General features: G+C 48.2%; 12 protein-coding genes and 1 tRNA gene. 3 read left to right on the top strand and 10 right to left on the bottom strand.

Translation table 11 applies throughout. From position 1 onward, the window contains the following. Positions 1–214 precede the first annotated feature (214 nt). Both AC15IQ_RS14090 and AC15IQ_RS14095 read right to left on the bottom strand, forming a co-directional pair. Positions 215–1,585 (bottom strand): YheC/YheD family endospore coat-associated protein, encoded by a 1,371-nt coding sequence (locus AC15IQ_RS14090; protein WP_483179927.1) that lies wholly within the window; start codon positions 1,583–1,585, stop codon positions 215–217. A 22-nt stretch (positions 1,586–1,607) separates the two neighbouring features. Then, positions 1,608–2,981 carry a YheC/YheD family endospore coat-associated protein gene (locus AC15IQ_RS14095; protein WP_483179929.1) on the bottom strand — a complete coding sequence of 458 codons (1,374 nt, stop codon included), beginning with the start codon at positions 2,979–2,981 and terminating at the stop codon, positions 1,608–1,610. A gap of 134 nt (positions 2,982–3,115) precedes the next feature. Here AC15IQ_RS14095 and AC15IQ_RS14100 point away from each other — a divergent pair, with 134 nt between their 5' ends. Further along, the gene (locus AC15IQ_RS14100; RefSeq protein WP_483179931.1) at positions 3,116–3,583 is read left to right on the top strand and encodes a 2-thiouracil desulfurase family protein; all 468 of its coding nucleotides are present in this window, start codon (positions 3,116–3,118) and stop codon (positions 3,581–3,583) included. Between the two features lie 10 nt (positions 3,584–3,593). Then, the gene (locus tag AC15IQ_RS14105) at positions 3,594–4,574 is read left to right on the top strand and encodes a tRNA 4-thiouridine(8) synthase ThiI (RefSeq protein WP_483179932.1); all 981 of its coding nucleotides are present in this window, start codon (positions 3,594–3,596) and stop codon (positions 4,572–4,574) included. 109 nt (positions 4,575–4,683) lie between these two features. Here the strand turns inward: AC15IQ_RS14105 and AC15IQ_RS14110 are convergent, their stop codons facing one another. From AC15IQ_RS14110 to AC15IQ_RS14125, 4 genes are all read right to left on the bottom strand, one after another. Beyond that, positions 4,684–5,238 (bottom strand): SGNH/GDSL hydrolase family protein, encoded by a 555-nt coding sequence (locus tag AC15IQ_RS14110; protein WP_483179934.1) that lies wholly within the window; start codon positions 5,236–5,238, stop codon positions 4,684–4,686. Positions 5,239–5,493: 255 nt separating this feature from the next. Beyond that, positions 5,494–8,241 carry a UPF0182 family membrane protein gene (locus AC15IQ_RS14115; protein WP_483179936.1) on the bottom strand — a complete coding sequence of 916 codons (2,748 nt, stop codon included), beginning with the start codon at positions 8,239–8,241 and terminating at the stop codon, positions 5,494–5,496. Between the two features lie 146 nt (positions 8,242–8,387). Then, complete coding sequence (locus AC15IQ_RS14120; protein WP_483179938.1) at positions 8,388–9,455, bottom strand: CofH family radical SAM protein; 1,068 nt, start codon at positions 9,453–9,455, stop codon at positions 8,388–8,390. A gap of 136 nt (positions 9,456–9,591) precedes the next feature. Then, positions 9,592–9,906 carry a hypothetical protein gene (locus tag AC15IQ_RS14125; protein ID WP_483179939.1) on the bottom strand — a complete coding sequence of 105 codons (315 nt, stop codon included), beginning with the start codon at positions 9,904–9,906 and terminating at the stop codon, positions 9,592–9,594. A gap of 217 nt (positions 9,907–10,123) precedes the next feature. Between AC15IQ_RS14125 and AC15IQ_RS14130 the strand changes: the two genes are divergently transcribed. Next, positions 10,124–11,818: an IS1634 family transposase gene (locus tag AC15IQ_RS14130; protein ID WP_483176844.1), complete on the top strand. Its 1,695-nt coding sequence runs from the start codon at positions 10,124–10,126 to the stop codon at positions 11,816–11,818. Positions 11,819–12,147: 329 nt separating this feature from the next. Here the strand turns inward: AC15IQ_RS14130 and AC15IQ_RS14135 are convergent, their stop codons facing one another. The 4 genes from AC15IQ_RS14135 to AC15IQ_RS14150 form a co-directional block, all read right to left on the bottom strand. Continuing rightward, positions 12,148–13,317, bottom strand: coding sequence for a D-alanine--D-alanine ligase family protein (locus tag AC15IQ_RS14135; protein WP_483179940.1), 1,170 nt, complete (start codon positions 13,315–13,317; stop codon positions 12,148–12,150). A 13-nt stretch (positions 13,318–13,330) separates the two neighbouring features. Beyond that, entirely contained in the window at positions 13,331–14,932 is a 1,602-nt protein-coding gene (locus AC15IQ_RS14140) for a UDP-N-acetylmuramoyl-tripeptide--D-alanyl-D-alanine ligase (RefSeq protein WP_483179942.1), read from the bottom strand. Continuing rightward, on the bottom strand, positions 14,925–15,704 hold the full coding sequence (locus AC15IQ_RS14145; RefSeq protein WP_483179945.1) for an alpha/beta fold hydrolase: 780 nt from the start codon (positions 15,702–15,704) through the stop codon (positions 14,925–14,927). Before AC15IQ_RS14145 ends, AC15IQ_RS14140 begins: the two co-directional genes overlap by 8 nt. A gap of 391 nt (positions 15,705–16,095) precedes the next feature. Beyond that, positions 16,096–16,171 (bottom strand) — tRNA-Trp (locus AC15IQ_RS14150). Between the last annotated feature and the right edge of the window lie 149 nt (positions 16,172–16,320).

Here is a 16,320-nt window from a genome sequence, read left to right on the forward strand (position 1 = left end):
AGTGGGGTAAGCATCATCTTTAGTCTGGGCTGAACAATTGGGCTAGTGCAGATAGACCAATCTTTCGGCAAGATAAGGGGGAAATTATGCTGAATCCGGGAAGTTCCCGTCATAGACAATCATAAGGCTCACAAGTCTACATAATGCAGGAGGAGTTGTTGACACCAACATAGTCAACACCCCCTGCTGCGTCACGCTCTTTATATGGCCTACTTTATTTTTTGGGGAAGCCGGCCAAGTAGCAAGCATATTCTAGCGGCCGCCTAAAAGTACTGGCGATCAGCCCCTTATAATTCTGACTTGCGGTGGTTTTACGGGGCTTGGAATTTACCTCAATCAGGTATAAGGTGCCATTGCGGCCTATACCAATGTCCAGACCCAATTCCCCGTAATTCCCTTCAAAATAATCCTCCAGAGTAACAGCCACTTCCTTGCAAAGGTTTTTAATAAGGGTATCCTTTTTTTTGCGGGTTTCCTTTCGATATAGATAGCTCATAAGTCGTCTCAATGTTACATAGGTGCCCCCGCTGCTCAAATTAGCGATATTACTCCCATGGGGGGCGACGCGGGCAAATTTTTTGCCGATTACCCATTCACCCAACCCATTCTTTTGATAAATTATGCGAATATCGAAGTTTGAACCGCGATATTTGGCCAGCTTTAATCCCTCCTGGACCAGGTAGGGACGGCCTCTCCTGGTTGCAGCAGTTTTATCCAAAAGTTCCTTAGCGGTTCCTACTGGGCCCTTCATACGGCCACGAGGACTTGTGCTATAGCCTATCTTTCCATTGCTGTTTTTCTTCACATATATGATGCCTCTGCCCAGAGAGCCGTTGCAAGGTTTAAGAAACAAAACCTCATATTTCGACAACATGGTTTCCATCTCCGCAAGATTCAAAAGCCGGGTTTCCGGAAGGTTTTCTTGCAATTCCGAATTTTGGGATAAAGCCTCATACACCTGCCACTTATTCAAAAACGCCGGGTTGAAATACTGTAAATCAGGAAGCGCAAGCAATTTCTGTTTGGCCGCTTTTACGCCTGCCTGGTTTTCAAGCCTGCGGGTGGTCACCCGGTCATATACCACGTCCGGCAAAGCATAGGTGGCTGACGACCAGTGCCCCCGTTCTGAGGAATTTTGGCGGTAATTATATCCCTGCACAGTGTTATTGGCCCAATTGATCCCATTAGGGGTGAAGACATAGACCTGGCCTTTCAAACCCTTACCCAGATGGCTTAAATATATTAATTCTGCCTGCAGGCTCTTGGGATCAGGGTCTGACATGTTGGGCAGCCGGGTGGCGAGAATACCAATTGTAGGCCCCAGGTGGACAATATTTTTTTCACTATCGTAACGGAAACGCAGCCCATGCCCTTTGCGCAGATGGAGGGCTCGGGCCAGTTCCGGAGATAGAATATAATCGGAGGCTGCCCGACTCGAAAAACGTGCACTGGCAGTTACCACAAGGCCCCCCACCCTTACGGCAATTGTTTTGTTGGGGGGTATATTAAAGCGGTCACGTAAGCCATGGCTGATTACGATCTGACCGACGATATTCTTCATATAATAGCCCTCACTATTCAGCATTATTTAAACCTGATAACAGCTATTACTGCACCGGTGTATTCGGCTCGAACCCTGCCAGGTAACGGGCATATAACAGGGGTTTCACCACCGTCATAAATCGGGTCTTATTCTGATGCAGCAGCCTAAAGACCTGCCGCCCCGGCTTGAGATTGGCTTCGATAAACCAAACCCTGCCTTCACGGTCCACACCGATGTCAACTCCCATCTCGCCGGTCGGACCAATCGTAGATTCCAATGCCCGGGCTGCCTCCAGACTCACATAACGAATAGTCTCTATTATCTCCTGTACCTTCTCCTCGTCACGGAATTTTGCCCGCAGGACTCCGTTGACCCTCAAAGCATAGCCACCAGAACTGATGTTGCTGGTTATTGAACCACTCCGGCCAACCCTGCAGGCCATACCGGTAATGGACCATTCTCCACTATGATCTTTCTGGATCAAAACCCGCACATCAAGAATATTACCCCCGCTGCGGATCAGGTTGATTTGCTTCTGCACTATATAACGGCGGTGCCCCATGATCCGGTGCAGCTTCTGCCTTAACCCGCTCACTGATGAAGCAATACCGCGATAGACCCCATCACTGTGGCGGTATTGAATTTGGTATCGGTTGCGCCCGGAAGTTTTGACAACCTTGATTATATTGCGGCCCAGTGACCCGTTGATAGGCTTAATGTAAACCCCCTTATACTTATTAATCATAGAATCGACCTGTTTTAGGTTAGTCACCAACTGGGTGTCGGGAACGTATTGAGCCAATTCCGGATGCTGACTTATAATCTTATAGGTTTGCCATTTGCCGATCAGAGCCGGATTTGAGATTGCCACCCCACGCGATTGAAGACTGCGGCGGACTCGGTTGTTAGAGGAAAGATATCCCTTGCAGCGCGGATAGACTACATCAGGCATGGGAAATGTTGCCCTATACCAACGCCCCCCAGCATAAGTCCATCCGCTGATGGTATTGTTGCGCCAGTTAATGCTGCTGGGACTGAAGCCGAAGCATATCTGACCCAGTCGGCGCGAGGAAGTAATCATCTGTTTGAAAAATGGTGATTGCCCGGCAAATGGCCGGCCAGGGTCTCCAGTGCCCTCTGCCATAATACCGACTACGGGACCCAACCGGATCTCTGACTCTCCGGTGTATAAGCCATACCTTCGCCCCGAAGACAGAAACAATCTGCGCATGGTCGCGGGATTCAATGCTATGAGATTTTTATCTGTTGCCTTCTGATTCACCTTGGGTTTAAGGGTTCTCCTGCGTTGACCGACTCCAAAGGAGATTTGCGAGAGGTTGGCAATATCGAATTCATCGGCGATTTTAGCGCTGATCGACACCGTATCAGCAGAAAGTCTGGGATTTGATACAATAGTAGCCATTCTAAATTGAATCATGCTTTATCTCCAGTACAAAAGTTTTGTATCATATAATATGAGTACCACGCTACTTTTGCTAACCATGCACCGTTTTAGGAATAATAATATCTATCCGGTAGATTATTGTATGGCAATTTCCATGGAGGGGTGCGGTGCTGATAATAAGTGCATGCCTGTGCGGCATAGACTGCAAATACAACGGCAAAAACAACCGTAACCCGGTGTTCGAGGAACTACTGCGCCGCGGACTGGCGTTGCCGGTGTGCCCGGAACAATTGGGAGGGCTTGCGACCCCGCGGGAGGCGGCAGAAATACTGGGGGGAAGCGGAAAACAAGTGCTGGAAGGTCAATCAAGGGTGATGAACCGGCAGGGGCAGGAGGTTACCGCAGCTTTCATAAGAGGGGCTGAACAAACCTTAAAAATTGTACAGGCTGTAGATCCGGATCTTATCGTTTTCAAGAGCCGCAGCCCTTCCTGTGGAGTGGGTACAGTTTATGATGGCAATTTCTCTTCGCGTCTCAAAGATGGTGACGGGGTAACCACCGCTCTGCTTAAAATGCATGGCTACAGCGTCATAGATGATGAAACCTACCTAGCCCACCACGAGCAGCAGATTTAAAGGAGATATTATGAAAGCTATAAGCCTATTTTCAGGGGGACTTGATTCGCAACTGGCGATACGAATGATTGCCCGGCAGGGTATCGAGGTAATTGGGGTATGTTTTCAGACCCCGTTTTTTGGCAATAGCCCTGGTATTATAGACAGTGCAGATAGGCTCGGGATCCGACTTGATGTACTCGATATTAGCCAGGAGTACATCAAGGATATACTGCTAAATCCCCGCTATGGGTACGGCAAGAATTTCAATCCCTGCATCGATTGCCACGGCTTCATGCTGCATAAAGCCGGTGATCACATGAAGGAAGTCGGAGCCTCCTTCCTGGTGACCGGTGAGGTGCTCGGACAGCGCCCCATGAGCCAGAATAAGTCGTCCCTGGCCCTGGTGGAGAAACTATCCGGCTACCCAGGCTTGATAGTGCGGCCCCTGTCTGGCAAACTGCTGTCAGCCACTATTCCCGAGCAGGAGGGCTGGATAGACCGGGAACAGTTGCTGGATATAAGTGGGCGGGGCAGAACGCGTCAAATTGCCCTGGCGGAGGAGTTGGGCATTGTCGATTATCCCTCTCCGGCAGGAGGGTGCCTATTGACTGAGCCGGGGTTTGCGCGCCGCTTGAAGAGCCTGCTGCAGTATCGGCAGATCCCGAATTGGTCTGATACCGAACTGCTGAAAGTAGGCCGCCATTTTTACTTGGAAGGTGCACTTTTGGTGGTGGGCCGCAATCATTCCGAGAACGAACGGCTTAAACATACTGCCCTACCTGGAGACATCATGATAAAAATGGCTGAGCGCCCCGGTCCCACCGGCCTATTGCGCAGGCTTACGCCTAGCCAGGCGGACATTTCTCATGCTGCCGCCATTGTAGCCCGCTACAGCGATGCAAAAAACCTGCCCCAGGCGGATGCTAAACTCTTGGACCATGAGGGCAGGCTCTTGTCACATCTGACGGTTATTCCGTTATCTCCTGATCTGACCCCCACCATGGTATAGAAAGCGCGATCCGGTAGTCTTATATCCACAAGCACTATTCCAGACTGCATTACCCTCAAACCTGCGGGGCCAGTGCATCTTGAGCGGCATCCTGGTCAGGCACCACACCTTAATCAAAAATGGCTGTGTCAATTAGCTCAAACATCAATCGGTAACCTTCTTTATCGGGGTGTCCGCCATCAGCTAACAGCAATTCCGTTATAACCCGGCCTTTTTCATCGAAAAATGCCTGATGGAACGGAATCAGGGGGATATTGTTCTCGGCAGCATATTGTGCCATCCATTCTCGAATCCTGACCAGTAATACCTCCAGGTAGGGATCATCCACTGCAGTCGGTGTCCCTAAAACAACCTTAATGCCGTTAGCTTGAGCTATGGTGGTCATTTCCCGATAGTTCCAGGTGATGCGGTCGAAGGATTCAGCACACAGAACATCATTGATGCATCCGGAGATTACCACATGGGTAGGATGGTGGTCCAGTACCGATCGTTGCAGGCGTCTTAGCATATCATAAGTGGTATTGCCGTTGATGCCCTGGTTTATCAACTCAGCATCCCCCAGCACCGTCTGCAACCGATGTACCCAGGAACATTCCGGTCCCCAAGGAAAGCCCCAGGTGATGCTATCCCCCAGGAATACTATCTTTTTTCGCTTATCTGACAACTCTCGCACCTCATATACTCGGTATACACCCTCAATACTCGGGGACATACCCCTGTACTCGGGGACATCCCCCTTTATTCGGGGACATTCCTCTTTACTCGGGGACATACCTCTATACTCGGGGACATTCCTCCGCAGGAGGTGTGTCCCCGTTCCTTGACTGGTGTGTCCCCGTTCCTTGACTGGTATGTCCCCGTTCCTTGACTGGTGTGTCCCCGTTCCTTAATTGGTGTGTCCCCGTACATTGTTTTGCGTTTATTGCTGGGTCAAGGCCTCCAACCTTCTTATCACATCATTGAGCTTGTTTAAGCTCTCTCCATATCCAGCCCAATCCCCGCTCTGCAGTCTGTTCTGGGCCTGATCGTATAATTCCCGGGCCTGTGTTGCCAGGCTCTGTACAGTGTCCTGGCCTTGCTGTGGCTCCTGGCTAGGTGTGGTAGGTTTGCCTGGCTGTGAACCTTGTTCTCCGAACAGCCTCATCAAAGCTTGATCCAGGCTGGGCTCCATCACGATGCTGTTGCCAAAGGCCACCACCACCCGTTTCAGTTCCGGCAGCTGGCTGCTTTCAGCCTGCAGGTAGACCGGTTCCACATATAACACCGCATCATCGAAAGGTATCACGATCAAGTTGCCGCGGTACACCCTGGAGCCGGCCTGATTCCACAATGTAAGCTGCTGGGAAATTACCGTATCCTGAGTGATGCGGGCCTCGATCTGTTCAGGTCCGAATATGGTCTCCTGTTTGTTGAATTCATAAACCAGTAGCTTTCCGTAATTATCCCCATCCATACGGGCCGCCATCCAGCCGATCATGTTGGGCCGATTTTTAGGGGTAAAAGGCATCATCAACACATATTCAGGCTTTTCCTCATCGGGGAAGCGCATGATTATATAATAGGGTTCCATTTCAGTTTGCTGATCGCCCACCACTTCCCTGGGAATCAGCCAGGGATCTTCTTTGTTATAGAAGACATTGGGATCTAACATATGGAAATTGCGATACATGGCCGTCTGGGCCCTAAAAAGGTCCTCGGGATAACGCACATGGCTTCTAAGCCCGGCCGGCATCTCCTCAAAAGATTGATAAACCCCGGGGAAGATGCTGGCATAGGTCTTGATGATGGGATCGTCGTTATCGGTTATATAGAAGCGGGTGTCCCCACTGTATGCATCCACAGTGATCTTGACCGCATTGCGGATATAGTTTTTACCGTTGCCACCGGGATAAGGCTCTGAATACGGGTAATAACGGGTGGTGGTATAGGCGTCCATGATCCAATATAGCTTGCCATCATCATTTAGTACTATATATGGATCATGGTCAAATTGCAGATATGGGGCGATGTTACGCACCCGCTCATTTATCTGTCGTCCCATCAAGACCTGGCTTTCATTGCCGATGTCGCTTGACAAGAGTACTTTGTAATCTTTCATTACCCAGCTCAACACCAACCGGCGCACCCATGAATTCACTTTGATGCCGTTTTCTCCCTCATAGTTGGAGAAGATATTCTTATCGCCCATGGGGTAGTCGAATTCCGGCTGCTTGGTATTGACAATCACGGTATTGTTGGTGCGCTCGCCGAAGTAGACCTCGGGCCGGGTAATGGTTATGCCCTCCACCGCACGCGGGGGTACATCCTGAATAAAGAAACGCGGGAACCCTTCCTGGGCAATCTCGGTGACCGGGCTCATTAAAATCCCGTAGCCATGAGTATACATCAGGGTCTGGTTGACCCAGGTCTGAGCATCCTCGGAAAGCTGGCTTTGGTCGAGCTCACGGGCCGCCACCATTACTTGGCGGTACTCACCATTGATGGTATAGCGGTCTACATCCACATCATTGAATACATAATAGCCTCTCAATTGCTGCAGGTTCTGGAAAGTCACCATCAAGGGCTGCCAATCCCAGAGGCGAATGTTTTCGACAATACCTTGATTCTCAGGCTTGTTGATATCAAGCGTAAAAGTATTGGTGAAAGGTTTGATCTCCGCTTTGTCGAGAGCATAGGCAGAGCGGGTATACTTGATGGCATTCTCCAAATAGGGTGTTTCCCGATTGAACTCGTTGGGCTGGACCACCAGTTGTTGAATCGCTGACGGATAGATGCTGCCCATCACTACCGCTATAACCAGCCAGGCTCCCAGGCTCCACAGTATCCATTTAATTTTCTTGATCCACAGATTGGCCAGGATAATCAAGGCTATAATCAAGGTGATGATTATCAGCGCTTGATAAGCTGGCAGGGTGGCATGAACATCAGCATAAGTGGCCCCCCACACAATACCCGTCGGGGAGAATAATATCCCTAAAGAGTCAAGCCAGTAGCCCCAGGCCTTGAGGATCAGAATCAGAGCCAGCAGTATGGCCAAATGACTCTTGGCAGTGCTGAACTGACTCCAGTCGCCTATCAACAGATCCGCAGAGGCGTTTATGATATAAAGCACCCCCACCATGATGACGGTCAGGACTAAGGTCAACATCAAAATCGCATAGATATCATGATAGAAACTGAAATTGAAGAAATAGAATCCCAGGTCACGGCCAAATATGGGATCGGTGATTCCTACCGTAACGCGGTTCAGGTATTGCTGTAGTTCGAGCCATTTACCACTTCCGGAAGCAGCCACTAAAAGCCCGGCAAATACTGATAACCCCAGAAAAAACCATTTCCCCATCGGTCCGGTAAGGAAATCCCGCCATGGGGACAGTGGTATCTGGTCGAGGTAAATTACACCTCGGCCATCTTCAGTGCTCTCGGGCCTTTCCATTTCTCCCAGGTGCCGACGGGTAAAACTCAGGTTGAAATAGAAGAACAGAAATGAAACGGCGAACAGAGCAAGGTAAAGGGCCACCTGGTTACCAATCATAATGGTGAAAACGTTGGCATAATTAATAGAATCAAACCACAGCCATTTAACGTAAAGACCTGCCAAGGTTGATAGCACGCCCAGTGTCACCAGAAGCAAAAATATCTTGGTGTTGCTACTCATTTTTCGCATTAAGCCTTCCCCCTTTCGGTATATTTTGCAGCCAGTCTTTATTATTCTTAATTATATCTTCTCTAAATGTTAAGAGAACCCCTGCTGCAGTAATAAGAAGCCACAGCCCTCTGTGGTCTATACCGCAACCGGATTCTCTCTCCGTATCAGTCGAATACCCTTAAGACCTCATAAGCCGTATCCCGCAAGGCCGGAGTCCGCCCGGTGGAGCGGATCAATTCCAGCATGCTCTCCAGACAAGCCCTGTAGTTGTCTGAATTTGGGTTCACTAAGTGGCCTCTCAACAACAGGCTCCCCAGGTCATCTGCCCCACACTCCAAAGTTCTCTTGGCTACCTCTTCATTGTAGCCTATCCAAGAACCATGGATATGATCAAAATTATTCAGGTATAGCCGGGATAAGGCCAGGAATTTCAGATATTCCTCAGCAGGCAAGGGTTCAACTAAAAAACCATTGTTGCCAGGCCGATATACCCAGATGATAAACGCCCGAAAACCCTGGGTCTCGTCCTGTAATTCCCGAATCAGGCGCAGATGAGCCAGACGCTGCTCTATAGTCTCTACAGTTCCCATCATCATAGTGGCAGTGCTCTTGATCCCCAGGCCGTGGGCAGTGCGCATGACCTCGAGCCAAGTAGAGGTGTTAATCTTGTTGGGACTGATCAGATTTCTGACCGTGTCATGAAGTATATCCGCTCCCCCACCGGGCAATGAATCCAGACCGGCCTTTTTTAACCGCAATAGGGTTTCCTCCAGGCTCAATCCTGATATTTTGGCGATAAACACCAGCTCCGGCGGAGTCAGCGAATGTATAGTCAGTCCATAGCGCCCCTTGAGGTTCTTGAACATATCCTCAAAATAGTCGATTTTCAGGTCTTCATTCAATCCCCCTTGCAGAATCAGCTGGGTGGCGCCGAATTCCATGGCCTCCATGACTTTGCCGAACAGGGTAGCCTTGTCTATCACGTAGGCATCATTATCGGTCTTATTACGGTAAAAAGAGCAGAATTTACATTGGCAGGAACAGATATTTGTGTAATTGATAGTCCGGTCGATTATGAACGTGATGAGATCATCCTGAAATATCCTGTCTCTGGCCTCACAGGCCGCTGCTGCGATTTTGTTTAGGTCTTCGGTCAAATAGAGAAATAAAAACTCTTCATCGGTCATTCGCCGTCCTTCAACAACTGCGCTCAAAATACTCTTGCTATCCAATGCCGCACCGTCTTTCCTGCTGTACTAAAATTACTACTTACCAAGCCATACACAGAGTGTAAACCATGACATTAATAATCAAACCCCGGAAGCCTTACCGCTTTGACTTGCCAGGCTTGGTCACACTTCCACCCTATTATCGCATGCGTTGTTTTCTATTAGAAGGGCTTTTCTTGAATGCGGAAGGGTCAAATTCTTCGGTAAAGGTCAGAGCCCACTCCAGGCGGCGGATTATCTCGTCTGTACTCCCTAAACCGGTATAGATCAGGGGCTGGCAGCTAAACTTCTCAATGAAAATCCGTAGCCCCAGAGCGGTTTCTTCCAAGTCCGCCAGGCCTCTTTGGGCTTGTTCATTCTCCCCGGCATCCATCATCTCTTTGAGCCTGGCGATCTTCTGGCAGATCTCTTCCAGGGTCTCATTTATTATACCTGCAGGCAGGAAGTTGGTCATACGAACAGAACTCCCCTCCTGTTTTTGGTTATTAATTCGTCAGAATTAATGAAATTTCCTTTTTCCTGACTTTTGCAGATAAGCTGAAAAGAATACCCGTGTAAATGCTGTAATATTAGTATTTATCGGGTATTTTTTATATCTCTCTACTGTATATCTAACGTATGTATGTTATAATATGGTTATACTATACTTGGTTCATACGAGGGGTGCAGGCATGAGCAGTCTACAGGTATATAACAGCCGAGGGATCAAATATGTGAGAATCGTGGAGTCTTATCGGGATCCAGTTAATAAGAAGCCCAAGACCAGGGTACTTAAGGTATTAGGGCGTGCAGACGAATTGGAAGCGCAGGAGCCTGGAATTCTGAATCGTTTGCGCAGAGAATGCCGGGAGTCCAGGGCTTTCAACGAGAGTCTTAAACAAGAAGCAATATTTAAAGATATCCAGCATTACCTGGAAGGATCTGATAACGACGCTGCTAAAGGCTTTCCTATTCGTAATTACGGCGTTAAGGTATACGAGAGTATCTGGGATGAATTGAAACTTGATTACTTCTTCGATTATCGCCAGAAGCGTGATTCCAACCTTAAGTTCAAAGTCAAAGATACGACATCTATGCTCGTTTACTTCCGGCTGCTAAAACCGGCATCAAAGAAAAAGAGCTTTGAACAAAAGGAGTTCTTTATCAACTCCAAGGAAATGAATTTAGAACAAATATACCGGAGTCTTTCTTTTCTTGCCAATGAAAAGAAATCTCTGGAAAGGCACTTGAACAAGCAGCTATCACTTAAAATGACACGCAACCTTGGAGTTGCTTTCTACGATGTTACCACTTATTACTTTGAGTCAGTCAGAGCCGATGAACTTAAGAAGTTCGGTTATTCTAAAGACAACAAAGTAAATCAGGTCCAAGTCGTAATGGGGCTCTTAATTGACGATGAGGGCATCCCAATTAGCTATGAACTGTTCCCCGGAAATACCAATGATTTTAAGACGCTGGTGCCAGTTATGGAATACTTACGGGAAACCTATGGCATAAAGAAGATTATAATAACCGCTGATCGTGGGCTAAATTCTAAACAGAACCTGGCCTACCTCAGGTCAAAAGGTTTTGATTATGTCATGGCATACAAAATCCGATCTGCAAGTAAAGCAATTAAGAACCTAGTTCTTGGGGACGAGGGCTACACTGTGGAGAGCCCGCAATTTAAATGGAAGGTCTGCAATTTTCAGAACAGTGTTAAGATTAATGGCGAAAAAGTCTTGCTCGATGACAATATGGTGATAACTTGGTCAGCTAAACGTGCTGAGAAAGACCGTAGAGACCGCGAACGATTGATAGAGAAGTCCCGGCGCCTTGTGGACTCCAAATCCAGTCTCAAAGCAGAAATGAAAAAGGGTGGCAAAAAGTATGTGCAACTGGCCATTTTTGATGACGATCACGTTTCATTCAACGAAAATCAGGTTGAAATGGATGCACAATTCGATGGATATTATGGAATTCAAAGCTCGGACAAAAGCCTGTCAGCGGCGCAGGTGATAGGGATCTATCAAGGCCTTTGGAAGATTGAGGAGAGCTTCAGGGTTATGAAAAGCAATTTAGAGGCCAGACCCATCTTTGTTTGGACAGAATCGAGTATTCGCGGCCATTTCGTAATGTGCTACCTGGCTTTGGTAATCCAGCGGTATCTAGAATACAAACTCAGAAAAGAAAAACTTGAGTTGTCTACCGAAAAGATCCAAGATGCTCTTCGAAGTGCTAATCTTACTGTTATTGATGATGCAAAAAGCAACAGCTCATATTATCTAAAGAACCAATCAAATGAAGACTTTTCGGCAATCCTAAGTACTTTACAACTTCCTGAAATCTTACCGTATGGTAAACTGAAAGACATCCGCAAAGCTTAGATATACAATCCTACAATTAAAAGAAAAGCTCTCAATTGCCTATCATCTAGGGGCGCGGAGAGCTTTCTTCTTCCTCTATTTTGCAAAAGTCAGGAACACGGCGATCTTCTGGCAGATCTCTTCCAGGGTCTCATTTATTATACCTGCAGGCAGGAAGTTGGTCATACGAACAGAACTCCCCTCCTGTTTTTGGTTATTAATTCGTCAGAATTAATGAAATTTCCTTTTTAGATGTCGAAAAATAAGCGGGGCATTCCCGGTCTTTTCGGACAGGGCCGCCCCAGTACGCTCACCGATCTTAATGAACACCCTGCCATGAGTAAACCCTGCTATTTGAGCCCTTTGGCACCGCCTTTGCCCTTCATAGCCAGGATGTTGGTGTCATAGGAAAAAACCAGGTTATCTCTTTCCCGGGTGCGCTTCAAGGCCAGTTGAATCAGTTCTTCGGTCAATTCAGTGAAGGATTTGCCGGTGGCCTCCCACAAATAGAAGGATAGGGACCCTGGGATGGTGTTGATTTCGTTGACATAGACCTGGCCGCTATCGCCGTCAATAAGGAAATCGATGCGCGATACCCCGCTGCAGTCTAAAACTTGGAAAGTTTTAACTGCCAGGTCCTGAATCAGCGCAGTCTGATCGTCGGGTATATTAGCTGGAAGTTGTCTGGCTGCGCCGCTCATGCCCTTGCTGCCTTCATTCATGTATTTGTCTTTATAGCTCAATATCTTTTCAGTACTTATCGGCTCCTCGCACACCGAAGGCAAAGCCTTTTCATAATCGCCCAGAACCGAGCAGTTGATCTCACGCAGATTCACCACTTTGTGCTCCACAATGATGCGGTTGGAGAAGCGTGAAGCCAGGTCCAGGGCATCTTCTAACTCCTCACGGTTGTCGGCGGTGGTTATTCCCACGCTGGAACCTGAATTGGCCGGTTTTACTATCAGCGGATAATCAAGTTTTGATTCAATATCTGCATAAACCCCGGTGGGGTCGGAGAACCAGCGTTTGGAATAGAACCATACATAATCCAATACCGGCAATCCGGCTTCTTTCAACACCATGCGCATGGCGATCTTATCCATGCCCAGTGCAGAAGACAAGACATTGCAGCCTGCATAGGGTATATCCAGCATCTCCAGATATCCCTGTAAACAGCCATCCTCCACATTGGTGCCATGTACCACCGGCAGGGCCACATCCAGGGTGCCCAGTCGGCCTTTGCGGAATATTGAGGCAGGATATTCGGTCATCACCTTTTCACCATCATGGTTGGTAATTACAATCTGCTTGCTGCGGCTTAAAAGCCGGTCCAGATCTTTGTAATTCTGAATGTCTTCCAGGTCATTACCGGTGTAAAACTGGCCCCGTTTGGTTATGTAAACCGGAACCACATTGTATTTATTGCGGTCAATGCTGTGGATCACTTGCAGGGCTGAAATGATTGATATTTCGTGCTCTACCGACCTGCCACCGAAGAATACACCCACATTAATTTTCACCTTTTCATCTCCTTTACTCATTGTATGTATCGGGCAGGTCGTTCTCAAACAGAACCACACTACCCGGCTTAGCGATAAGGTTGAGGTGCTGCAGGGCCTGGTTTAGATTCCGGGCCACAAAATATTGGTTTTCGGGATAGAAGGCTTCTTTGAAGGCCTCCTGTATAGGTTGTGTCTGGCGCGGCCCGACTAGGATGACATAATCACACACCGCTGCCGCTGCCTGCCCAAATTCGTAGTTCAATTCATATTCCCGGTTGCCCAGCTCCACCATCCCCGGGGTTATCATTATTTTATTACTTCCCTCCATTTTAGAGAGCACTTCCAGAGCCATTTTAGAGCCTACTGGATTGGAATTGAAGGCGTCATCTATAATGATATAATCCTTGCCGCGCTTCATCTCCAGACGATGCTCCACCGGGGCCAGGTTGCGCACCGCCAGGGCTACCGTGGCCATATCCATGCCCAGTTCACAGGCCACCGCAGTGGCAGCCAGTATATTGTATATATTGTGCCGGCCCAGCAGGCGGGTTCTGAAGACCCCTTGCTGACCCTTGCGGCTGCATACGGTGAAAACCGTACCGCGCTGATCATATTGAATGGAACCTGCCCGGTAATCCAGGTCCTCGGCTTGAATGCCGTATCTAATATAATTTACTCCCGACACCCGGGGCAGGGAGCGGATATTTTCATCATCCCAGTTGACGAAAGCGACCCCGCCTTCCCCCAGAGACTGAATAAGCTCGAATTTAGTGCGTTTGATATTGTTCAGATCTTTAAATGTCTCCAGGTGCTGTTCACCTATAGAGGTGATTATGCCCATGGTGGGATGCACCAGGTCGCAAATTTCTTTGATGTCGCCTTTCTTGCGGGCTCCCATTTCCACGATATAGATCTCATCTGTGGATTTCAGGCGGGTCCGGGTAGTGAGGATGACCCCCATAGTGGTATTGTAACTCTCCGGGGTAGCCAGTACATTGAAGCGCTCTGCTAAGATACGGTTTAAGAAATTTTTTGTGCTGGTCTTGCCATAACTGCCTGTGATACCTATTACCCGGAGCGAAGTGTGTTTGGCCAGGATCTGTTCCGCATCCTGATAATACCAGAAGTTAATGGCCTGCTCCAATGGCCAGATGATTATTGTGGCTACTAATACCAGAATCCAGGCAAAGGTGCTGACCGCATACATCACTTCCAGGGAATTGAAATGCAATCCGGGAGACCAGAGGCCGTGTGCCGCCCAATAGCTCACGGCCAGCAACATTACGGCAGCCAATATCAAGAGCCTTTTTAAGCGGCTGGTGTAGACCATTTTCTTTTTAGCCCCGATCTGTCGCTGAGCGTTGTAATATGCCACTGCGATTATCAGGTAGATGATCCCCCAAATAAAATAAGCAACCGTGCTGCGCTGAAACCATAACCAGGCGATGGCCAGGAGTGGCACCAGATCCAGCCAGTCCATTGTCCGCCACAGGTTGCCCTTTGCCCAGCGCAGATAGCGCCCCACAAAATAGCCGTTTAACTGCATATAATGGGCGGCTTTATTAATTTTAAGAACGGTATACAAAAGCCAGGGGGCCAATACCGCTATAACCACAATGGTTCCGCTAGGCATCTTTGGTCTCCATATCATCCTTTAAAAACTGTGCGGTAATGTTCAGAAAATCGGGTAGACGATCCAGATAAGAGTAATGGCCGGCATTATCCAGAACCACCAGCTCGGAATCGGGAATCAATTGCTCCATGAGGCGTCCGTCTGAGATCGGGGTGGCAGTGTCATCAGCGCCCCACATCAAAAGGGTGGGTACTATGATCTGCGCCAGCATCGGGGTCAGGTCCTCATTTATTACCTTCACTAAAGTCTCCCGCATTACGCCGCGGGCATTACGGTAATCCTCTGATCCGGACCTATTTTTTAGTTCTTCCAGGCGGCGGCGGAATAGCTGTTTTAACCCCGGAAGCTGCATTATACGGCGGGCTGTTTTATAGGAATATACCTTTAAATAGTATTTGGAATCCCTCTTGGGGACAATTCCGGAACTATCCACCAGGATCAGCTTGTGCAGAGGCAGCCTTTCAGCAGCCAGGAAGATAGAGACTTTGCCCCCAAAAGAATGGCCCATCAGTATGGGGCACTCTATATTCTGGCTCATAAGGAATTTCTTCACTATCGTTGCATAGTCGGCCACGCCCCACTGATGAGGCGGCTGGTCGCTCAGCCCGAACCCTGGCAGATCCACTGAAAAGGTGTGAAAATAGCGTTCAAAATGCTTGTGTATAGGGTTCATCAAAGATAAGTCTGCGCCCCATCCGTGGAGCAGAACCAGATCCTGGCCCTGTCCGGATACCTTGAAATGGATCTTCAGCCCTTCTATTTCGACAACCAATCAACTAACTCCTTAATCTAACATCAACGCAGGTCAATCACTCTGATAAATCATTATACAGTTTCAGTAATAACTATGTGCATATTTGTAATATCTGTCACCGTCTGCGGCGAGAAATCCGACTTTATAAGATGGCTTTATTTTCCCACAAAACCTGAATGGTAACCGTATCCGGTTATATCTGCACATATTATACTCTTTTTTGTGATACTGTTGGGTGCAATTCCATTATTTTCAGGGCTTTGGATGGTCCTGAATGGATTCGTGTATTTAGACTCGGAATCTCGTTCTCACCAGGCATGCCGCCATCTAATATGTTTTTGAAGAGCAAGTAGTAAGTATCGGCTGAGAATGAATAAAGCCACCTAAAGGTGGCTTTCGGTATTCTTAGTGGCAGGGGAGAGAGGTCTCGAACCCCCAGCCCTCGGTTTTGGAGACCGATGCTCTGCCAATTGAGCTACTCCCCTGCGTTTGTCGCAAGACATATTCTAACACAAGTTCTCGTCCGATTCAAGGGTTATCCCTGGTTCATGCTTAGCTCGGTTGGGAATCGATTGTCAAGGCGACATAATCAATTGATTATGCCGCCTGAGTATTATCCGTCAAAGTTCCGATT

Origin of the sequence: Syntrophomonas sp. DTU019, assembly GCA_913757435.1 — a bacterium.
Lineage (GTDB): Bacteria > Bacillota > Syntrophomonadia > Syntrophomonadales > Syntrophomonadaceae > DTU019.